Origin of the sequence: Methylobacterium sp. Leaf399 (assembly GCF_001424525.1) — a bacterium.
In the GTDB taxonomy this organism is placed as follows: domain Bacteria; phylum Pseudomonadota; class Alphaproteobacteria; order Rhizobiales; family Beijerinckiaceae; genus Methylobacterium.
This window is the reverse complement of the sequence record NZ_LMQK01000035.1, coordinates 148,027-168,754: the sequence shown is the minus strand read 5'-3', so window position 1 is coordinate 168,754 and position 20,728 is coordinate 148,027. Positions and strand designations below refer to the sequence as shown.

Annotated in this window: 19 protein-coding genes; 6 read left to right on the top strand and 13 right to left on the bottom strand. The window is 69.5% G+C overall.

The window, feature by feature from the left end; translation table 11 throughout:
* The first annotated feature begins 401 nt into the window (after positions 1–401).
* The 4 genes from ASG40_RS20095 to ettA all read left to right on the top strand — a co-directional run bounded on the left by ASG40_RS20095 (position 402) and on the right by ettA (position 3,769).
* A complete protein-coding gene (locus ASG40_RS20095) occupies positions 402–668 on the top strand; it encodes a hypothetical protein (RefSeq protein ID WP_162243332.1) in 267 nt (88 codons plus the stop codon).
* A gap of 32 nt (positions 669–700) precedes the next feature.
* On the top strand, positions 701–1,567 hold the full coding sequence (locus ASG40_RS20090) for a DNA/RNA non-specific endonuclease (RefSeq protein ID WP_055889878.1): 867 nt from the start codon (positions 701–703) through the stop codon (positions 1,565–1,567).
* A 64-nt stretch (positions 1,568–1,631) separates the two neighbouring features.
* The gene (locus ASG40_RS20085; RefSeq protein ID WP_055889876.1) at positions 1,632–1,910 is read left to right on the top strand and encodes a hypothetical protein; all 279 of its coding nucleotides are present in this window, start codon (positions 1,632–1,634) and stop codon (positions 1,908–1,910) included.
* A gap of 206 nt (positions 1,911–2,116) precedes the next feature.
* Complete coding sequence (ettA, locus tag ASG40_RS20080; RefSeq protein ID WP_055889873.1) at positions 2,117–3,769, top strand: energy-dependent translational throttle protein EttA; 1,653 nt, start codon at positions 2,117–2,119, stop codon at positions 3,767–3,769.
* Between the two features lie 46 nt (positions 3,770–3,815).
* Here ettA and purQ read toward each other — a convergent pair whose 3' ends face one another.
* From purQ to ASG40_RS20050, 6 genes are all read right to left on the bottom strand, one after another.
* Complete coding sequence (gene purQ / locus ASG40_RS20075) at positions 3,816–4,496, bottom strand: phosphoribosylformylglycinamidine synthase subunit PurQ (RefSeq protein ID WP_055889870.1); 681 nt, start codon at positions 4,494–4,496, stop codon at positions 3,816–3,818.
* Positions 4,496–4,735 (bottom strand): phosphoribosylformylglycinamidine synthase subunit PurS, encoded by a 240-nt coding sequence (purS, locus tag ASG40_RS20070; RefSeq protein WP_055889866.1) that lies wholly within the window; start codon positions 4,733–4,735, stop codon positions 4,496–4,498. Before purS ends, purQ begins: the two co-directional genes overlap by 1 nt.
* Positions 4,736–4,839: 104 nt before the next feature.
* Positions 4,840–5,955, bottom strand: a complete 1,116-nt coding sequence (locus ASG40_RS20065) for an ISAs1 family transposase (protein ID WP_055889864.1) — start codon at positions 5,953–5,955, stop codon at positions 4,840–4,842.
* A 96-nt stretch (positions 5,956–6,051) separates the two neighbouring features.
* The gene (locus tag ASG40_RS20060; RefSeq protein WP_055889862.1) at positions 6,052–6,285 is read right to left on the bottom strand and encodes a hypothetical protein; all 234 of its coding nucleotides are present in this window, start codon (positions 6,283–6,285) and stop codon (positions 6,052–6,054) included.
* Positions 6,286–6,398: 113 nt separating this feature from the next.
* Positions 6,399–6,995, bottom strand: coding sequence for an ActR/PrrA/RegA family redox response regulator transcription factor (locus ASG40_RS20055; RefSeq protein WP_055889860.1), 597 nt, complete (start codon positions 6,993–6,995; stop codon positions 6,399–6,401).
* A gap of 37 nt (positions 6,996–7,032) precedes the next feature.
* Positions 7,033–8,433, bottom strand: coding sequence for an ActS/PrrB/RegB family redox-sensitive histidine kinase (locus ASG40_RS20050; protein ID WP_055889857.1), 1,401 nt, complete (start codon positions 8,431–8,433; stop codon positions 7,033–7,035).
* A 244-nt stretch (positions 8,434–8,677) separates the two neighbouring features.
* Between ASG40_RS20050 and ASG40_RS20045 the strand changes: the two genes are divergently transcribed.
* Positions 8,678–9,418, top strand: coding sequence for a M48 family metallopeptidase (locus tag ASG40_RS20045; RefSeq protein WP_055889855.1), 741 nt, complete (start codon positions 8,678–8,680; stop codon positions 9,416–9,418).
* On the opposite strand, the gene ASG40_RS20040 is transcribed toward ASG40_RS20045, so the two are convergent.
* From ASG40_RS20040 to ASG40_RS20010, 7 genes are all read right to left on the bottom strand, one after another.
* On the bottom strand, positions 9,409–10,503 hold the full coding sequence (locus tag ASG40_RS20040) for a class I SAM-dependent methyltransferase (RefSeq protein WP_055889852.1): 1,095 nt from the start codon (positions 10,501–10,503) through the stop codon (positions 9,409–9,411). The two genes, ASG40_RS20045 and ASG40_RS20040, sit on opposite strands and share 10 nt — an antisense overlap.
* Positions 10,500–11,393, bottom strand: coding sequence for a prolipoprotein diacylglyceryl transferase (gene lgt / locus ASG40_RS20035; RefSeq protein WP_055889849.1), 894 nt, complete (start codon positions 11,391–11,393; stop codon positions 10,500–10,502). The genes ASG40_RS20040 and lgt overlap by 4 nt, the downstream gene beginning before the upstream one ends.
* Positions 11,394–11,485: 92 nt before the next feature.
* Complete coding sequence (locus ASG40_RS20030) at positions 11,486–13,636, bottom strand: methyl-accepting chemotaxis protein (protein WP_055889847.1); 2,151 nt, start codon at positions 13,634–13,636, stop codon at positions 11,486–11,488.
* A 212-nt stretch (positions 13,637–13,848) separates the two neighbouring features.
* A complete protein-coding gene (ilvA, locus tag ASG40_RS20025) occupies positions 13,849–15,420 on the bottom strand; it encodes a threonine ammonia-lyase, biosynthetic (RefSeq protein ID WP_082524174.1) in 1,572 nt (523 codons plus the stop codon).
* A gap of 69 nt (positions 15,421–15,489) precedes the next feature.
* A complete protein-coding gene (locus ASG40_RS20020) occupies positions 15,490–15,837 on the bottom strand; it encodes a diacylglycerol kinase (protein WP_055889841.1) in 348 nt (115 codons plus the stop codon).
* A gap of 6 nt (positions 15,838–15,843) precedes the next feature.
* Entirely contained in the window at positions 15,844–16,908 is a 1,065-nt protein-coding gene (locus ASG40_RS20015; protein WP_055889966.1) for an AbrB family transcriptional regulator, read from the bottom strand.
* 51 nt (positions 16,909–16,959) lie between these two features.
* Positions 16,960–17,934 carry a LysR substrate-binding domain-containing protein gene (locus ASG40_RS20010; RefSeq protein WP_055889839.1) on the bottom strand — a complete coding sequence of 325 codons (975 nt, stop codon included), beginning with the start codon at positions 17,932–17,934 and terminating at the stop codon, positions 16,960–16,962.
* A gap of 339 nt (positions 17,935–18,273) precedes the next feature.
* Between ASG40_RS20010 and katG the strand changes: the two genes are divergently transcribed.
* Positions 18,274–20,526, top strand: coding sequence for a catalase/peroxidase HPI (gene katG, locus ASG40_RS20005; RefSeq protein WP_156387840.1), 2,253 nt, complete (start codon positions 18,274–18,276; stop codon positions 20,524–20,526).
* Positions 20,527–20,728: the final 202 nt, after the last annotated feature.

Genomic DNA, 20,728 nt, shown 5'->3' with positions numbered 1-20,728 from the left:
GATCATCTCCCGCCGCACCGCATCGGCCACAGCCTGCAACTCGCCCTCGGGCAGGGCCCGCAGCGACGACGTCTCGACAAGACCGTCCAGAATCGAGGTATCCATCGCCACCAATGCTCTATCCGCTCGTTCGCTTGTCCCTCGCTCGTTCGCGAGGGGTCCAAGCCATAAAAACCATACCGCGCAAGCGTCGCCGCAGGGCACGATCGACGTTGCTTTGCGATATCCATACCGATATCGCCAGTGTTTGGCACGCGGGGCCCGCCACGGGCTCCCGCCGTACCCCATGCATCTGCCGTAACCCATGCATCCGGCGACGAAACGCGACCGACGTGGCCACTCTACCCGATCGCACGTCGAGGCGGCAGTTAAGGATGTGTGACGCGCCGATCAACGTCGACATGCACTTTTCCGCAACCTGTGCTTTCCGCACCGCGACGGGGCAGGCCATGATCCGCACGCCCGCCTTGGTCCTCCTCGCCGGCGCCTGGCTCGTCCCTTCGCCCGGCCGCGCCGCTTCTGACATCGTCATTCCGGCCATCCGCCTGACGCCGCCCCCGCCCGTCGATCGGCAGGTCGCCCCGTTCGAGGGATCGCTCGGGCGGCCCTGCGGCTATCGCTGGCGCGCCACGCCGTCGGGCACGCGCAAGGTCCGGGTCTGCTTCTGACGCCCCCGTCCTTCCCGAGCGGATGGGCCACGATGCTCAGGGCCGGCGTGGCGGCGGCGCTGCTCGCCTGCTGTCTGCCCGCCACGGCGGCCGAGACCTGCCCGGCCTTCTTCCTCGACGGAACGCAGCCCGTCCTCTCTAACCCGAAACTGCGCGGCGAGACGGTCCCTTTGTGCTTCTCGGCTTTTGCCGTCCTGCATTCCGGCATCGCGCGGACGCCGCTCTACGCCGCCCAGAGCCTCACCCGCGCGAGCGTAGCCGCGGCCCGCACGATCGACCGGGTCGATGCCTTCCGCGACGAGGACCGCCTTCCCGCGACGATGCGGGCGCGCCTCGACGACTACGTCCGCAGCGGCTTCGACCGCGGTCACCTGGCGCCGGCCGGCGACATGCCGACCGGGGCGGCACAGGCCGAATCCTTCAGCCTCGCCAATATCGTGCCCCAGGACCGCAGCGTGAACCGCAACCTGTGGGCGGGCATCGAGGAAGCCGTGCGGCGCCTGGCCACCGAGCGCGGCACCCTCTTCGTCGTCACCGGCCCGGTGTTCTCGGGCGCCACGGTGACGAGCATCAACGGCAGGGTGCTGGTTCCGACCGACCTGTTCAAGGCGGTCTACGATCCCCGGCGCCGGGAGGGGGCGGCCTATCTCGTTCCCAATCGCGCCGACGGCGAATGGCGCCAGGTCCCGCTCGTCGAGCTCGCCGCCCTGACCGGTGTCGATCCGTTCCCGAGCCTGTCGCCCACGGCCAAGGCGCAGGTCATGACCTTGCCCGAGCCCCGGACCTACGACCGGTCGCGCGAGCGTCGCGGCGAGGATCCGCTCACCGCCTGGTTGGAGCGGCAGATCGAACGCCTGCTCAGGTCCCTGTGGCGGGAGTTGATGCGGGCGATCTTTTGACTTCGACGGCCTGGTCGCGGCCGTCGAGATGGAAGCCGGTTTTGCTCGAGACAGGACAGCCCCGATGCAGGAACCCGATGGACACGACGCCTTCGTTCCCTTCGCCGACGATGCGACGGTCCGCCAGATCGCGGCGTTCTCCATCGAGAACGGCACGACGGCGATCGCCCTTCACGGTGGGCTCGACATCACCCGGGACCGCCACGGTCTCGCCCGGGCCAGGGAGCTGAAGGCGATCCTCGACGCGATCGTGGCGCATCTGTCCGAGCAGGATCTCCCCGAGGCCGTCGTCGAGGAGCGCCCGGCGAGCCGGACGGTTCCGAACCCCTTCGCGGGGACCTGACCGGGCGCGCACCCATGCCCTCGCCCCTGTGCCGTAGGCCCGCCTTGCCGCGGGCGGGGCGCCCTGATACTCGCTGGACCCATATCATCAGCGCGAGCGGTGCGGGCACGGTGGGCACCGGTTTTGCGGACCGCCGATCGCGCCGCGCATCGCCGGATGTCGCATAAGCCTGCGACCGACGGCGAGCAACCGACAAGGACAGCCTCATGGCCCGCGAATTCATCTACCACATGAAGGGCCTGACCAAGTCCTACCTTGGTGGCAAGAAGGTCCTCGACAACGTCAACCTGTCCTTCTACCCGGATGCCAAGATCGGCGTGCTCGGGATCAACGGATCGGGCAAGTCGACGCTGCTCAAGATCATGGCCGGCCTCGACAAGGACTGGACCGGCGAGGGCTTCGTCGCGCAGGGCGCGCGCGTCGGCTACCTGCCGCAGGAGCCCCACCTCGACCCCAACAAGAGCGTGCGCGAGAACGTGATGGAGGGCGTCGCCGAGAAGCAGGCGCTGCTCGACCGCTACAACGATCTCGCGATGAACTACTCCGAGGAGACGGCGGACGAGATGACCGCCCTCCAGGACAAGATCGAGGCGGCCAACCTGTGGGAGCTCGACTCCAAGGTCGATCAGGCCATGGAGGCGCTGGGCTGTCCCGGCGACGAGCAGCCCGTGGCCACGCTCTCGGGTGGCGAGCGCCGCCGCGTCGCCCTGTGCAAGCTCCTGCTGTGGGAGCCCGAACTGCTGCTGCTGGACGAGCCCACCAACCACCTCGACGCCGAGACGGTGAACTGGCTGGAAGGCCACCTCAAGCAGTATCCCGGCGCGATCCTGATCGTGACCCACGATCGCTACTTCCTCGACAACGTCACCGGCTGGATCCTCGAGCTCGACCGGGCCCGCGGCTATCCCTACGAGGGCAACTACTCGGCCTGGCTGGTGCAGAAGCAGAAGCGCCTCGCCCAGGAGGGCCGCGAGGACATGGCCCGCCAGCGCGCGATCAACCGCGAGCAGGAGTGGATCTCGGCCTCGCCGAAGGCCCGCCAGTCGAAGTCCAAGGCCCGTATCACCCGCTACGACGAGCTGGTGGCCAAGCAGAACGACAAGATCGACGCCTCGGCCCAGATCGTGATCCCGATCGACGAGCGGTTGGGCAACAACGTCATCGAGTTCACCAACCTCAACAAGGCGTTCGGCGACCGGCTGCTGATCGAGGACCTGTCGTTCAAGCTGCCGCCCGGCGGCATCGTCGGGGTGATCGGCCCCAACGGCGCCGGCAAGACGACCCTGTTCAAGATGATCACCGGCCAGGAGAAGCCCGACGGCGGCACGATCTCGGTGGGTGAGACGGTCCACCTCGGCTACGTCGACCAATCGCGCGATGCCCTCGATCCCAATGCCACCGTCTGGCAGGAGGTCTCGGGCGGCAACGACATCATTTATTTCAATAAGCGCGAGATCAATTCCCGCGCGTATTGCGCGGCCTTCGCCTTCAAGGGCGGCGATCAGCAGAAGAAGGTCGGCACGCTCTCGGGCGGCGAGCGCAACCGGGTGCACCTCGCCCGCACCCTCAAGGGTGGCGCCAACGTGCTGCTGCTGGACGAGCCCACCAACGACCTCGACATGGAGACCCTTCGGGCGCTCGAAGAGGCGCTGGAGGATTACGCGGGCTGCGCCGTCATCATCAGCCACGATCGCTGGTTCCTGAACCGCATCGCGACCCACATCCTCGCCTTCGAGGGCGACAGCCACGTCGAGTGGTTCGAGGGTAACTTCTCGGATTACGAGGAGGACAAGAAGCGCCGCCTCGGGCTCGATTCGATCATGCCGAAGAAGCTGAAGTACAAGAAGTTCTCGCGTTAGGGACAGTCGCGAGGCCTGGGCTCGACCCGGGCCTCGCGGTCGCCGGTCAGGCGGCGAGGCTCGCGAACAGGCCGCGCCCGTCGGTGCCGCCGACGAGATCCTCGACGAAGTTCTCCGGGTGCGGCATCAGCCCGAGCACGTTGAAATTCTCCGAGTAGATGCCGGCGATGGAGTTGAGCGAGCCGTTGCGGTTGGCATCGACGCTGAGCGCGCCCGTGGCGTCGCAATAGCGGAACGCAACCCGCCCCTCGCCCTCCACCCGCGCGATCGTCTCGGGGTCGGCGAAGTAGTTGCCTTCGCCGTGCGCGACGCAGACGTCGATCACCTGATCCTTGGCATAGGCCGAGGTGAAGCGGGTATCGGCCCGCTCGACGCGCAGCAGCTGGCGATGGCAGATGAAGCGCCGGTCGACGTTGCGCATCAGCACGCCCGGCAGCAGGCCGGATTCGCACAGGATCTGGAAGCCGTTGCAGATGCCGAGGACGAGGCCGCCGCGTGCCGCATGGTCGCGCACCGCGTCCATCGCCGCCGCGCGGCCGGCGATGGCGCCGCAACGCAGGTAGTCTCCATAGGAGAACCCGCCCGGGAGCACGGCGAGGTCGGTTCCTGGCGGAAGCGTCGTCTCGGTGTGCCAGACGGTGACGACATCGGCTCCGGCGAGGCGCAGGGCCCGCGCCACGTCCGCCTCGCGATTGGAGCCGGGAAAGACGACGATCGCGGCGCGCATCAAACGATCTCGATCGCGTAGTCTTCGACCACGGTGTTGGCCAAAAGCTTCTCGCACGCCTGCCGCAGGGTCGCCTCGGCGGCGGCGCGATCCGTCCCCGCGAGCTCGATATCGAAGACCTTGCCCTGGCGTACCCCGCCGATGCCTTCGAGTCCGAACGACGACAGGGCCGCCTCGATCGCCTTGCCCTGCGGATCGAGGACGCCGGTCTTCAGGGTGACGACGATGCGGGCTTTCATGGGCGGGCTTTCATGGGCAGGGGGTCGAGCCCCGTGAGGGAAGCTGCCCTGCCGATAGTCAAGAACCCTGCGCCTGGCAACGCGAGTGCCGCACCGGGGCAGGGCTATCGCATTTGAGCGATGATGGTCCTGGCGAAGGCGTCGGACCATCCGGCCCTGTTTCTTTTGCGCCGAATGGACAGGCCGGGGCGGGCCTGTTTGAGGACGTTGAGGGCGAGCTTTCGGAGGATGGCGAGGTTTTCCGGGCCGTGATCCTTGCGCGTGCGGGCGCGATCCTCGTCGAAGGCGGTATCGAGGACCCAATGAAGGCTGTTCTCGATGTGCCAATGCGCTCGCACGGCGCTGGCGAAGCGTTCGGGGGTGAGGCTAGCCGAGGACAGATAATAGCGGGTCGCCGTGGTGGTCTGTCCGTCGCGCTCGACCGTGTTTGTGACCATGGCGAGGCTGGCCAGTCCCGGCATGGCGGGCTCCCCGGCGTAGCGGCGGTCGGAGAAGAGCCAGTCGACGCTGTGGGTGACGGCGTGGCGGCGGATCTCGATCCGACCGTGATCGGCATCGCTGGTCTCGTGCCAGGCCAGGCTGTCGGCGGGCGGATCGGCAAAGAACGCCTTCACGTCCGCGTGCAGGGCCGGGCGATTGCCCTTGAGCGCGAACAGGTAGTCGCCACCCCGCGCCAGCACGGTCCGGGCGGTCTCGCTCTGGCAATGGATTGCGTCCGCCGTGACGAGCGCGCCGTTCAGGCTGAGCAGTTCGAGAAGCGCCCGGCCGGCGACGATCTCGTTGCTGCCGGCGGCGACCGCCTTCTGGCCGATCACCAGCTTGGCATCTGCCGCAAACGCGGTGACCACGTGAAGGGCGCTGGTGCCCACGGCCCGGTCGAAGGAGCGGCGCAGGGTCTTGCCGTCGATGGCGACACCACCGCTCCCTTCCGACCCCAACACGTCCAGGAAGTGGCCGAACGCCGAGCACAGGGCGTGCGGATCGAGAAGACGGAACAGGCGCGAGAAGGTGTCGTGGCTCGGCAGTCCGTGCTCCAGGCGCAGGAACTCCCGGAACAACGCTTCGCGGTCCTCGGCAAAGTCGGCCATGTCCACGCAGGTCTGGCAGCCGCAGATCGACGCCACCAGCGCAATCGTCAGAACATCCAGAAGCTCGTGACGTTGTGCGTTGCCGGTGCGGGGATCGGGGATCGTCCCGAGGATCGTGATCAGGCTCCGCATGCGATCCGCTCCAAAAGCCTCGCAGAAGCCCAATTCCCAAACCGGCGCTACATCAAATCCTCAAATGCGATTCCCCTGCGCACCGGGGCGGCAGCGTCAGTGGGACGGGCGGGCTGTCCGGATCGGCTCGATCGAGGTGGCGCGGCGCCACAACTGGACCATGATCCAAACGGCCACCAGGCTGAACAGCACCATCAACACATGCCCGACGCGGTCACCGAGATCGAGGAGGCCCGCCAGCGCCCAGCCGGACGCGATCGCCACGGCGAAGACTTCGGTTCCGACCAGCACCATCATGCTGACGATCGTGATCAGATTGCGCGTGTTCACGGCTCAAGGTTCCTCGGCAGACACTGACGAAGCCTCCCGAAGGATTCTTCGCTCCGGGTCGGCTTATCGCACGGCGCGGGCCCGGCGCAACGCCGGACCCGGTCGCCCTTGGGTCATCGCGGCGCGCGCTTGGCCAGGATGCGCTGGAGCGTACGCCGGTGCATGTTGAGACGCCGCGCTGTTTCCGACACGTTGCGGCCACACAATTCGTAGACGCGCTGGATGTGTTCCCAGCGCACCCGGTCGGCCGACATCGGGTTCTCCGGAGGGTCGGCCCGCTCGCCGGGCTGCGCCATGAGCGTCCCATGGATCTCGTCCGCATCGGCCGGTTTGGCGAGATAATCGAACGCACCGAGTTTCACGGCGGTCACGGCGGTGGCGATGTTGCCATAGCCGGTCAGGATCACGCCGCGGGCGTCGGGCCGCAGGTCCTTCAGCCGCGCGATCACGTCCAAGCCGTTACCGTCGCCGAGGCGCATGTCGATCACGGCAAAGGCCGGCGCCCGCGCGTCGACGGCGGCGACGCCCTCGGCCACGCTTTCGGCGACCTGAACATGGTAACCGCGCAACTCCATCGCCCGAGCGAGCCGGGTCGAGAAAGGCTTGTCGTCGTCTACGATGAGCAGGCTGCGATCGGAAAAAGCAGCCAAAGGATCGTTCTCGGCCAATGTCACCGGATCGGCGCTCGGCATTCCACCTTGCGTCAGCATCTGACGCTCCTCCACATTCCAACTGGTCACGAGACCTTTATATAGGCGCCGCTCCGCGTTCGATCAGGGGTGAATGCTGAACCGCGCCAAATTCATTGTGCGCAACCGTATCGCGCTCGAAGATATGGCGCGCCCAGGAAATCCGCACCATCGCCCCCGTCCTCGGTTGGCCGGCCGCATCGTGGCTCGACAGGTTCGACAGGAGAAGCTGGGCGCCGGATCGCTCGATCAGCGTCTTGGCGATGAACAGCCCGAGGCCGAGCCCGGCACCGGCCTCGCTGCCCTCGCGCGATTTGTCGCGGCTGCGGGTGGTCACGTAGGGTTCGCCCGCCCGGAGCAGGACTTCGCTCGAGAAGCCGGGTCCGTCGTCGCGGATCTCGAGGGAGACCTTGTCGTAGGTCCAGCGGGCCTCGATCGCGACCCGTGTCTGCGCAAAGTCGATGGCGTTGTCGACGATGTTGGCGAGCCCGAACATGATGCCAGGGTTGCGGCGGCAGACCGGTTCCGGCCCCTCGCCTTCGGTGGTCACGTCGAGGGCGATGCCCATCGCGCGCTGCGGTGCCACCAGCTCTTCGACGAGGTGGCGCAGGCTCACGGTCTGGAGGAAGCCGCCCTCGTCGCCGTCGAGAGACGTGAGCTTCGACAGGATGCCACGGCAGCGATCGACCTGATCGCGCAGGAGCGCCAAATCCTCCTGCACCGATGGCGAGGCGGAGGCGCCGAGCTGACGGGTCAGTTCGCGGGTGACGACCATGATGGTCCCCAGCGGCGTGCCGAGTTCGTGGGCCGCCGCCGCCGCCAGTCCGTCGAGCTGCGAGAGGTGCTGCTCGCGGGCGAGGACGAGTTCGGTAGCGGCCAGCGCCTGGGCGAGCTGGCGCGTCTCCTCGGAGACCTTCCAGGCGTAGACCCCGGTGAACGCCGTGCCGAGCAGGATCGCGGTCCAAACCCCCGAGACGTAGAGGAACGGCAGTTCGAGGCGGCCGTCGCTGAACCAGGGCAGGGGACGGTGGACCAGGGCGAGCAGGGTCGCCAGGCCCACCGCCAGCAGTCCGAGGGCCAAAGTGCGCTCGGGCGGCAGGGCGGTGGCCGAGATGAGCACCGGCGCGAGGAACAGCAGGGAGAACGGGTTCTGCAGGCCGCCCGTCAGGAACAGGAGGGCCGCGAGCTGGATGATGTCGAAGGCGAGCAGAAGCGCCGCCGAATCGTCGCTGAGGCGGTAGCTCGCCGGAAAGCGGATGCGCAGGGCGAGGTTGAGCCACGACGAGGCCGCGATGACGAGGAAGCACCACCCGAACGGCAGCGGAAGGCCCAGCCCGAATTGGGCCCCGACGACGGCGGCGCTCTGCCCGGTGATCGCCAGCCACCGCAGGCGCACGAAGGTGTCGAGCCGCAGGTGGCGCGCGTTGCGGGAAAAACCGCTGGAACTCATGTCCGTCATGTCGAAGAAGACGATAGCGCCGGCCGGTGTTCCGTAAAGCCTCGCGGTCGGTGTTTCGGTGAAGCAGGGCCGCGCCGCATGCGCCCCGGCGAGGCGGGAGAATGAGGCTTCCCTGTCGCCGGCGCGATGGAAGCGGCCTTTCCGGACGGTTAAGAGTCTCTCACGAGACTCCCGTCGCACCGTCGTGCACGGGGAGGAACCTCCCGGCGATCGGGAGATCTGTGAGGGACTCCAAGCCGGCCCCATGCGACTCCCGTTCCGACGCCCGCCGGCTCCCGACCCGGACCACATCGAGATCCAGCACGAGGATGCGGCCCTGCGCATCGCCCTGCGCCGGCGCGCCTCCGCTCGCCGGTTGACCCTGCGCGTCAGCCACGCCACCGGCGAGGTGGTGATGACGCTGCCGGCCAGGACCGCCATCGCTACGGCGCAGAAGTTCGCCGCCAGCCACCGCGACTGGATCGCGCTTCGGCTCGCCAAGGTTCCCGAACGCGTCGCCCTGGAGGCCGGTGCCATGCTGCCCCTGCGCGGCGTCCCGCACCGGATCGTGCATCGCGGCACCCGCAGTGCCGCCACCGCGGCCGTCCTGATCGAGGACGAGCCGGCCATCGCCGTCTCGTGCGAGGCGCCGCATGTGGGTCGGCGGGTCCGCGACTTCCTCGACCGCGAGGTCCGCAAGGACCTGAACGTGGCGGTCGCGGCCTATGCGGCCGCCCTCGGCCAGGCGCCGCGCCGGCTCACCGTGCGCGACACCCGCAGCCGCTGGGGGTCCTGCACGGCGGCGGGCGATCTCAACTTTTCCTGGCGGCTGATCCTCGCGCCGCCCGTGGTGCTCGATTACCTCGTAGCCCACGAGATGGCGCACCTGCGCGAGATGAACCACTCGTCCCGGTTCTGGGCGCTGCTGAACGACCTCTGCCCTCACGTCGAGGAGGCCGAGGCCTGGCTCAAGCGCCACGGCACGGCGCTGCACCGCTACGGCTGAGCGGAATCCGGCGGAGAGGGAAAGCCAGGCAGGGGCCCGAGGGCCGGATGTCCGAACGCCATGGCCTTGAACAGGCGCCCCATGCCGGTGCGGCCGGCCTCGGTGAGGCGCATGACGGCCGCCTCGATCGCCTCGGCCTGCGCCGGGGTCGCCCGGAGCTTGAGGCGGTCGGCCCTCGCGCGGAGCCCGAGGGCGAAGAGGAAGTCGCGCTGGTCGATCGCCGCATGGACGGCGGCCCCCTCGCCGGCGGCCGCGGCCGCCAGGGCGGCGAAATCGACGTGGGTCGTCAGGTCGGCCTCTCCCGGATCTCGAAGCGGATCGACGAAGCGGTGCCCGGAGACCGCCTGGAACGAGTCGCCGAAGCTGGGGCGGGCATGGCCGTAGTCGATCACGAGCACCGCGCCGCCGCCCCGCACCCGCGCGGCGGACAGGTGCCGGACGACGTCGAGGGCGGCGCCGGGCAGGGTAAGGACGACACCGACGGGCGCGGCCGCGGTCAAGCGAGGGTCTGGCTCGGCGGCGAGCCCGAAGGCGAGCCCGGTACCGGCCGCATCGAGACCCACGAGCCGCTCGCACCAGCCGCGCTCGGTCCGTTGGAACTGGCGCACCGGCAGGGCATCGAAGAACTCGTTGGCGACGACGATGGCCGGGCCCTCGGGCAGGGTCTCGACGCTCTCGTGCCAGGTCGGTGCATGGGCATGGAGGCATGTCGCCTGGATCGCCCTCAGGGTCGGGCTGGTCTCGACGAGGTGAAGGTCGACCGCCGCGTCGGGGGCGACCCGGCGCAACGCGCGCAGCGCATCGGCCATCAGGGTCCCGCGGCCGGGCCCGAGTTCGACGATCGCGAGGGGGGCGGTGGCCGCCATCATCGCGCCGACGGACGCGATCCACAGCCCGATGAGCTCGCCGAACATCTGGCTGATCTCGGGCGCGGTGACGAAATCGCCCCGCGCCCCGAGGGGGTCGCGGGTGCGGTAGTAGCCGTGGACGGGGTGGGACAGGCAGAGCGCCATGTAGCGGTCGAGCCCGATCGGCCCGGCGGCGGCGATCTCGTCGCGCAGCTCGGCCAGGAGCGGCGTCGTCACCTCGCCACGCCGTCAGGCCGCATCGACCCCTCGCCGGTCTCGCGCGGGCGGGTGACGCCGCGCAGGGCCATGATGATGGCGACGATGCCGACGAGCGCCATCGGGATGCACAGCACCATGCCCATGGTGATGCCGCCGCCGAGGAACGAGACCTGCGATCCGAACAGATAGCCGAGCTGGCGGTCCGGCTCGCGGAAGAACTCGCACAGGGTGCGCGCCACGGCGTAGCCCAGGACGAAGATCCCGCTCTGGAGACCGGGCCGCCGGAACCCGAAGCGATAGGCGCAAAACGCCATCACGAGGAACAGCAGGGCGCCCTCGGTGGCGGCCTCGTAGAGCTGGCTCGGGTGTCGCGGCAGGGGGCCACCGGAGGGAAACACGACGGCATAGGCGAAATCCGGCGCGATCCGCCCCCACAGCTCCCCGTTCACGAAGTTGGCGATCCGCCCGAAGAACAGGCCGATCGGCACGACCACCGCGGCCAGGTCGAACAGGGCGAAGGCGCGAATGCCGCGGCGTCTGGCGAAGAGAAGCATCGCCAGCACCGCTCCGGCGAAGCCCCCGTGGAACGACATGCCGCCGTTGCGGATGGCGAAGATCTCCATCGGATCGTCGAGGTAGAGGGGCAGATTGTAGAACAGCACGTAGCCGAGGCGTCCGCCGAGAACGACGCCCAGTGCCACCCACACGATCAGGTCGTCGATGTCGGTCAGGCTCGGGCGGCTGAGGCCGCCCCAGAGGCTCGTCCTGGCAACGAGGCGACGGGCATAGAACCAGCCGCCCAGGAGGCCGACGATGTAGGCGAGGGCGTACCACTTGATGGTGATCGGCCCGATCGCCACCGCCACGGGGTCGATGGCCGGGAACGGCATGGCTAGCAACGGCGGCATCACGCGGGGCTCCCCGGGGGAGGGCGCATTGGACGTGGCGGGCGCCCCGCGTCAACCCTGAGGCGTCCTCCCCGTCGTGCCTGTTGCGGTGCTCAGGCGGCGCGGACCGTCGACAGGAACTGCCCGACCTCGGCGCGGAGCCGGTCGGACTGGCGTGAGAGGTCGTCGGAGGCCTGCATCACCTGGGCCGTTGAGGCGCCGGCATCGGCGGCGGCGCGCGCCACCTCCTCGATGTCTGCGCTCATCCCGGCGGTGCCGGAGGAGGCCTGGCCCATGTTGCGCACGATCTCCCGCGTGGTCAGGCCCTGCTCCTCCACCGCGGCGGCGATGCTGGTGGTGACCGCGCTCATGCTCTCGATCCGGGCGACGATACCCTGGATGGCGCCCGCCGCCCCGCCGGTCGCGGCCTGGATCGCATCGACCTGCTGGCCGATCTCGGCGGTGGCACGGGTGGTCTGCTCGGCGAGATTCTTGACCTCGGCGGCCACCACCGCGAAGCCGCGCCCCGCCTCGCCGGCGCGGGCCGCCTCGATGGTGGCGTTGAGGGCGAGCAGGTTGGTCTGCGAGGCGATCTGGGAAACCATGCCGACGACGTCGCCGATCCGGGTCGCCGCGGCCGAGAGGTCGCGCATGGTCTGGGCGGTCTGGTTCGCCTGCCCGACGCTGGTGCGCGACATCTCCGCGGCCTGCTCGACCTGACGGCCGATCTCCTGGACCGTGGCGCCGAGCTCCTCGGCGGCGGCCGCGACCGCGTTGACGTTGCCCGCGGTCTCGTGGGCCGTGACCGCCACGGAGTTCGAGCGGCGGGCGGTATCCTCGACGGCGGCGTTCATCGTGCCCGAGGCGGCCTGGAGGCCGCCGGCCGCCTGCGAGACGCTGGTCACGATGGAGCCCACCGAATGCTCGAAGCGGTCGGCGAGGTCGGCCAGCATGGCGCGGCGCTCGCTCTCCTGCCGCATCCGCGAGGCCTCGGTCGTCTGGAGCTGCAGGGCGGCATCCTCCAGGGAGATGTCGCGGATGATGACGACGGAGCGGGCGATGTCGCCGATCTCGTCGGCCCGGCGGCTCCCGGCGACATCGGACAGGGGCTCGCGCCGGGCCAGCGCCTTGAGGGCGTCGTTGAGCGCGCCGAGCGGCCGCACGATGGTCCGGGCGAAGAACAGGCCCGCCAGCGCCGTGAGGAGGAGGACGGGCAGGGCCGACATCGCGAGGGTCTGCGTCAGGTTCGCGACCGCGTGGAGCGCCTCGTCCTCGGACTGCTCGGCGACCAGCGTCCAGGGTGCGCCGAGGAGCGACAGCCTGGAGGAGGCGGCCATGCGGGTCTCGGCCCCGGTCCCGTAGGAGAACGGCACCGGGCTCGCCAGGGCCGCGGTCGGCAAGCCGAGGGTGGCGACGGGCGAACCGGCCAGCCTGGAGGAGGCCAGCGGCGGGTCGCTGCGCAGGAGGCCGTCCTCGCCGACGGCCATGATCTGGCCCGTCCTGCCGAGCCCGGTCCGGTCGGACAGGGCGTCCTTGAACAGGGTGGGGTCGAGGCGCAGGACAAGGTAGCCGATGCGCGTGGCCTCCTGGCCGGTTCCCATGGCGACATTGGCCCGGCGCTGCACGGAGCGGCCGAGGAAGGCGGAAGGGCCCTTGTCGACCGGGTAGGGTGCGAAGTCCTGGAACAGGGTCGCCTCCGGATCGGCCGTCCTGAGGCGCTCGATCAGCTTGGAAAGGCCCGTTCCCGTCATCTCGGGTTCGGCGAGCGAGCGGGAGAAGTCGGCGCCCTTCGTCGTGGTGTAGACGATGCGCCCGGCCTCATCGACGAAGAGAAGATCGGCGTAGCCCGGCCGTTCGAGCAGGCGCCGCCCGGCCTCCTGCACCTTGGCGTGGCGCCGGCCATACATCGTGCCGGCGCCCTCCACGGCCATGCGCTCGCCGGCCGTGGCAGGGCCGGTGAAGGCCTTGACCAGTTCGGCATAGCCGGGCTTGCCGGGATCGAGGGCCTCGACGAGGTCCTGGACGTTGCCCGACACCTGCGGGTTCGCGGCCACCGTGGCGAGGTCGCCGACCGCGCGGTTGCCGATGAGTTCCAGGCTCGTCTTCTTCGTCGTGGCCGCGAACTCCAGCCGGTCGTTGGCGGCCGCTACGAGACCGGCCTTGGCCGAATACCAGCTCACCGTGCCCATGGTGGCCGCGCTGAGGAGCGCCAGGCCGACGGTGATGGCGGGAAGGCGGGCGTTGAGGCTGGAGAACATCGGCATCGGCTCGTCGCACAGGTCTGAAGCCAGTCGTGATACGCCGCCAAGGGTTAAGGTTTGGTCAGGGACAGGTCTCAGGTGCCGATCCCCGATCGTGGCCAGTATCGCCCTGCGGCGGGCAAATCGTTCGAGCGACGGTTCGACGCCGGGCGGCGGCGATGACGCCCGGCGGACTCAAGGTCGGAGGCGAGAATCTTGAGCCCCGGAACCGAGGACTATGCGTGCGCCGGGGTCGAGGCGGCGGAGTCCAGGAACATGCGGTAGGCGGGGTTGTCGGTCTCGTCGGTGCAGGGATAGCCGAGGTCGGTGATCGCCGCGTCGAAGCGGCCGCGCTCGGCTTCCGGCACCGCGATGCCCGCCAGGACCCGGCCGTAGTCGGCGCCGTGGTTGCGATAGTGGAACAGGGTGATGTCGAACCCCTCGCCGAGACGGTCGAGGAACTTCATCAGGGCGCCCGGCCGCTCGGGGAACTGGAAGCGGTAGATGCGCTCGTCGGCGAGCCCGGTGGCGCGGCCGCCGACCATGTAGCGGATATGGACCTTGGCCATCTCGTTGTCGCTCATGTCGACGACGGGATATCCGGCCTCGCCGAGGGAGGCCACGAGGGCGTGTTTCTCCGCCACCCCGCCGGCGAGGTTGATGCCGACGAAGATCCGCGCTTCCGGGGTGCCGGCGTTGCGGTAGTTGAACTCGGTGATGGCGCGCGGGCCCAGGCTGTGGATGAAGGCTCGGTAGGCGCCGGGGCGCTCGGGGATCGTGACGCCGAGCAGCACCTCGCGCTGCTCGCCGATCTCGGCGCGCTCGGCGATGTGGCGCAGCCGGTCGAAGTTGAGGTTGGCGCCGCTCGAGATCGCGACCAGCGTCCCGGTCCCCTCCGGGTGCTGCTGCGCGTAGCGCTTGGCCCCCGCCAGGGCCAGGGCGCCGGAGGGCTCGGAGACGGCCCGGGTGTCGTCGAACACGTCCTTGACCGCCGCACACATGGCGTCGGTGTCCACCGTGATGACCCCGTCGAGGTTGTCGCGACAGAGGCGGAAGGTCTCCGCTCCGGCCTGGCGCACGGCGACGCCGTCGGCGAAGAGGCCGACGGTGGGCAGCATCACGAGGTCGCCGGCGTCGAGGGCGGCCTTCATGCAGGCGGCGTCGTCGGGTTCGACGCCGATCACCTTGGTCTGCGGACGCAGGTACTTCACGAAGGTCGCGACCCCGGCGGCGAGACCGCCGCCGCCGACGGGAACGAAGATCGCCTCGATCGGCCCGGAGTGCTGGGTCAGGATCTCCATGCCGATGGTGCCCTGGCCGGCGATCACGTCGGGATCGTCGAAGGGGTGCAGGAAGGTCAGGCCCTCGGCCGCCTCGCGCTCGCGGGCGTGGCCCAGGGCCTCGTCGAAGGCGTCGCCGTGCAGCACGACCTCGGCGCCTCGCGCACGGCAGGCATCGACCTTGATCGCCGGGGTGGTGCGCGGCATCACGATCACCGCGCGCACGCCGAGTTTCTGCGCCGCCAGCGCCACCCCCTGGGCATGGTTGCCGGCCGAGGCGCAGATGACGCCGCGCGCCAGCACGGCGGGATCGAGCCCCGACATCTTGTTGTAGGCGCCGCGCAGCTTGAACGAGAACACCGGCTGCAGGTCCTCGCGCTTGAGGAGCACCGGCCGGCCGAGACGCTTGGACATGCGCGGCATCGGGTCGAGGGGGCTCTCGATCGCCACGTCGTAGACGCGGGCGGTGAGGATCTTGCGGATGTAGTCGGTCAAGGCTCTGGTATTCCGGGACGTGCGGAGGCCGATGTGGTCGCCGCGCCCACCGACATAGGCGCCGGGACGGCGAGAAGCGAGACGGCCGTGAGGTCGCGCTGCTCAGCCGATCCGCGTCGCCACGCCTGCGAGCCAGACCAGGGCGACGACGATCTGCGCGAGGAAGGCGCCGGCGGAGGCCAGATCCTTGACCGTCCCGATCGCCGGATGGTGGGACGGATGCAGGTGGTCGCACAGCTTCTCGACGGCCGTGTTGAGGAATTCCGCCGCCAGCATGAGGAGCAGGCTCGCCACCAGGGCGAGCCGGGTCCACCAGGTCTCGCCGACGAGGCAGGCCAGGGGCAGCCCGGCGGCGAGCAGCGCCAGTTCGAGGCGGATCGCCCGTTCGGTGCGGGCACCGTGACGCAGGCCGCGCCAGGAATTGAGGAAGGCGAGCCACAGCGCCGGCATCGCCGCTCAGGTCTCCGCGGCGTTGCCGCCAATCCAACGGGCGAGGATCGGCCCGGTGATCAGCACCACGAACAGCCGCAGGGTCTGGACGGCCAGGACGAAGGAGACGTCCACCTTCGAACCCACCGCGATGATGGCCACGGAGTCGAGCCCGCCCGGGGAGGTGGCGAGGTAGGCGGTGAGGAAATCGATCGGCAGGAGGAAGGTGATCCCGTAGGCCCAGCCGCCGCACAGCAGGATCAGCCCGGTCGTCGCCACGAGGATGCCGGGCAGGGCCGACAGCGACTCGCGCACCGTCTCGCGCGTGAAGCGCAGGCCCACGTACCAGCCGATCGTGGCATAGGCGGCGTCGAGGAGCGTGGCCGGCAGGGACATGCTGGCCACGCCCGTGGCGTGCAGGACGGCCCCGAGGATCATCGGGCCGATCAGCGCCCCGCCGGGGAGCCCCAGCGCGAGGGCGAGCCCCGCCCCCGTCGCGGCGACGGCCAGGGTCGCGAGCACCGCGAGAAGGCGGGGATCCTCGGGCATGACCTCCCCCGCGCCACCGGGCGCGGCGACGTCCGTCAGCAGCCGCGCCACCACCGAGGCCGAGACCACCACGAGGGCGACGCGCACGTATTGCATGAAGGCGACGAGGCGCGGATCGGACCCGTAGTCCTCCGACATCGCCACCATGGCCGCGGCTCCGCCCGGCGACGAGCCCCAGGCCGCGGTCGCGCCCGGCAGGACCTTCAGACGAGTCAGCACCACCCCGACGATGGCGCCGGCCACTACCGTCACCAGGACGACGGCGAGGATCAGCACTCCGTCCCCGAGGATGGTGCCGACGATATCTGCCGTCACCGATTTCGCCACGAGGCAGCCGACGAGGGCCTGGGCCGTCAGGAAGCCGGGCTTAGGCATGCGGATGGACGCGCCCGAGACCCCGAAGGCGATCGCCGCCAGCATCGGCCCGAGCAGCAGGGCCGCCGGAAAATGCGCGAGGGTCAGGCCGTAGGCCAACGTCCCCGACACGACGAGGAGGCCGGCCCAGAGTGAGGCCGCGGTGAGGGGAGATGTGGCCTGGGGCACCGGCGCGCCGATCACGAGGGACGAGGGCGGCTCGCCCCGGTCGGCGCGGCGCTACACCGGATCGGCCACGCTGTCACGGCGCGCCGGCTTCGTCCGCGGCACCGCGTCGTCGCGGCAGGCGGTGGTGCCCGCGGGCGCATGCGCCCGGAAGAACGCCGCCAGGTGCGACAGGCCGGCCGCGCGCGGGTCGCTCGACCGCCAGGCCAGGGCGATGGTGCGCCCAGGGCCGTCGACGTCGAACCCCCGCGTCACCGTGAGCCCGCTCGGGTCGGGACCGGACGGGGCCGCCAGGGCCGGCAGCAGGGTGTAGCCGGCCCCGGCCGCCACCATCGAGCGCAGGGTCTCGAGGCTGGTGGCATGGCGCCCGGCGGCATTGCCGGCGCCGCAGGCGGCCACGGCCTGGTCCCGCAGGCAATTGCCCTCGTCGAGGAGCAGGAGGTCGGGGCCGGCGACATCGATGGCGCGCAGGGCGCCGCCGCGGGCCAGCGGGTGGTCGGCCGGGCAGGCGAGCAGGAACGGCTCGATGAACAGCGGCGAGACCGTGAGTCCCGACGTCGGCAGCGGCAGCGAGACCAGCGCCGCGTCGATCCGGCCGTCACGCAGTCCCTCCAGGATCTCGGCGGTGCGCGCCTCGCTGAGGGCCAGCGACAGCAGCGGGAAATCCTGCCGGAGGCTGCGCAGGACCAGGGGAAAGAGGTAGGGCCCCAGCGTCTGGATCGCCGCCAGCACGAGGCGGCCGACGAGGGGGGCGCCGCGCCCCTCGCTCGCCAGGACGAGCAGGCGCTGCGCCTCGGCCAGCACGGTGCGCGCTTGGCGCACGATGCCCTGGCCGGCCAGCGTCGTCATCACCCGGCGGTTGCCGCGCTCGAACAGGGTGAGGCCCAGGCCCTCCTCGAGCTTGCGCACCTGCACGCTCAGGGTCGGCTGGCTAACGTTGCAGCGCTCCGCGGCCCGGCCGAAGTGATGCTCCTCTGCCAGGGCCACCACGTATTCGAGGTCACGCAGGGACAGGCCCGAGATGTTCATAGACAGCGCCTATCACACATTTCGTAACGATGCATTGGCCAAACGACACCAGAGCGAGCATAAGCCCCTCGGAACGATTCCAGGTCTGGGTCCCGAGGAACGCACCTTTCGCGACGGACCCCTGCTTGAAAGGACGGCGACGCGTGCGCACGGCATGTCGCCGTTCCATCCGACCGGCATCCATCCGCCTGCAGGGCGGGCAACAGAACGGGTCGGAGACAAGTATCGTCGGCTCGCCGAGGTGCGACACGAGCCGAGCATCGGGACGACATCGCGCTATAAAAGGGATTTTACGTGAACGAGATCAAGAATATCGCACTCGATACCAGTACGTTCGTCATGGAGGGCAAGTGCCCGTTCGGCGGTGACCGGATCGGCGGCGCGGTCGGCACCACGCCGTCGCTGTCGGACTGGTACCCCAATCGCCTGAAGGTCGAGCTTCTCCACCAGAACGGTCCGCAGGCCAATCCGCTGGGCGAGGACTTCGACTACAAGGCGGCGTTCGAGACCCTGGACCTCGACGCGGTGAAACAGGACATCAAGTCCTTCCTCACGACGTCGGTGGCGTGGTGGCCGTCCGACTACGGCAACTACGGCCCTCAGATGATCCGCATGGCCTGGCATTCGGCCGGCAGCTACCGGATCTCCGACGGTCGCGGCGGTGCCGGAGAGGCGCTCCAGCGCTTCGCGCCGATCAACAGCTGGTGGGACAACGGCAACATCGACAAGTCCCGTCGCCTGATCTGGCCGATCAAGCAGAAGTACGGCGACGCCCTGTCGTGGGGCGACCTGATGATTCTGACCGGCAACTGCGCCCTGGAGATCATGGGCTTCCCGACCTACGGTTTCGCCGGCGGACGTCAGGACGCGTGGGAGGCCGACAACGCGACCTACTGGGGTCCCGAGGTCTGGGACCCGTCGAACGTCACCTCGTTCGACAGCATGGTGACCCGCGACAAGCGCTGGCGCGGCCAAAACGGCGACGCCGACTACGATCTCGAGAACCCGCTGGCCGCCTCGCACCAGGCGCTCATCTACGTGAACCCGGAAGGCCCGTACTCCAACGGCGACCCGATGGGTGCGGCGCGCGACATCCGCACCACCTTCACCCGCATGGCGATGAACGACGAGGAGACCGTGGCCCTGATCGCCGGCGGCCACGCCTTCGGCAAGAGCCACGGGATGGTTCCGGCCGATCAGATCGGGCCGCCGCCCGAGATCGCGCCGATCGAGGCGATGGGGCTCGGCTGGCACAACCCGAAGGGCACCGGCGCCGGGCCGAACACGATGACCAACGGCATCGAAGGCAGCTGGACGCCCGACCCGACGAAGTGGGACAACGCCTACCTCGAGAACCTCTTCAAGTTCGAATGGGTGCAGACCAAGAGCCCGGCCGGCGCGTCGCAGTGGACGCCGGCCGATCCGGACGCGCCTAAGACCCCCGACGCTCACATCCCGGGCCAGATGCACGGCCTGATGATGATGACCACCGACATCGCGTTGAAGGTCGACCCCGAGTACCGCAAGATCTGCGAGAAGTTCCTGAACGATTTCGACGCGTTCACGCTCGCCTTCTCGAAGGCATGGTACAAGCTGACCCATCGCGACATGGGACCCAAGGAGCGCTACCTCGGTCCGGAGGTGAAGATCGAGGACGACCTGCTGTGGCAGGATCCGATCCCGCCGCGTGACTTCGCGCTCATCGACGAGGCCGATATCGCCGCCCTCAAGCGGGACATCCTGGCCACCGGCCTGTCGGTGTCGGACCTCTCGTTCACGGCCTTCTCCGCGGCCGCGACCTACCGCGACAGCGACAAGCGCGGTGGCGCCAACGGCGGCCGGCTCGCCCTGGCTCCGCAGAAGGACTGGGCGATCAACCAGCGGACGGTACCGGTGGTGGCCGCACTCAGGCAGGTCGCCGAGGCGTTCAACGGGAAGTCGGCCGGCAAGCGGGTGTCGCTGGCCGACCTCATCGTTCTCGGCGGATGCGCGGCGGTGGAAAAGGCGCTGGCCGACGGCGGCCATGCGGCGACCGTGCCGTTCACGCCCGGCCGGGTCGACACGACCCAGGATCGGACCGACATCGAGATGTTCGAGTGGCTGAAGCCCGTGGTCGACGGCTTCCGCAACTTCGTGGCCGACGACTTCGCGGCGATCACGGCAGGGCGGGTCTCGCCCGAGGAGCTCTTCCTCGATAAGGCCTACCTGCTCACGCTCACGGCCCCCGAATGGGTCGCACTGGTCGGCGGCCTGCGTGCGTTGGGTGCCAATCACGACGGGTCGAAGCACGGCCAGTTCACGGATCGGGTCGGCGTGCTGTCGAACGACTTCTTCGTCAACCTTACGAGCGTCGACCTCGACTGGCGTAAGGACGACGAGACCGGCATGACCTTCACCCTGGCCGATCGCGCCAGCGGCGAGGCCAGGTTCACCGCGACCCGTTGCGACCTGGTGTTCGGGTCGAACTCTCAGCTCCGCTCCGTCGCCGAAGTCTATGCCAGCAAGGGTGGCGAGGCGCGCTTCGCCAAGGACTTCGTGAAGGTGTGGAACAAGGTGATGATGCTCGACCGCTACGACGTCAAAACCCACTAAAGGCGAGCGGGACGCCGGGCGGCGACGGAACCGCCCGGCACCCTCTCACCCCGGTGAAGCCAGGGCCGTCTCTCTCGGATCGCGGGAGGCGGCCCTTTTGTGTTGCGACCGCCGTCGATCCTGCGCCGACGATGCCGCCCGTCCGCGGTCCCGACCATCGCGCGCCCGATCATGCCAGTTCCGGTCGACCGCTGCGTGATGC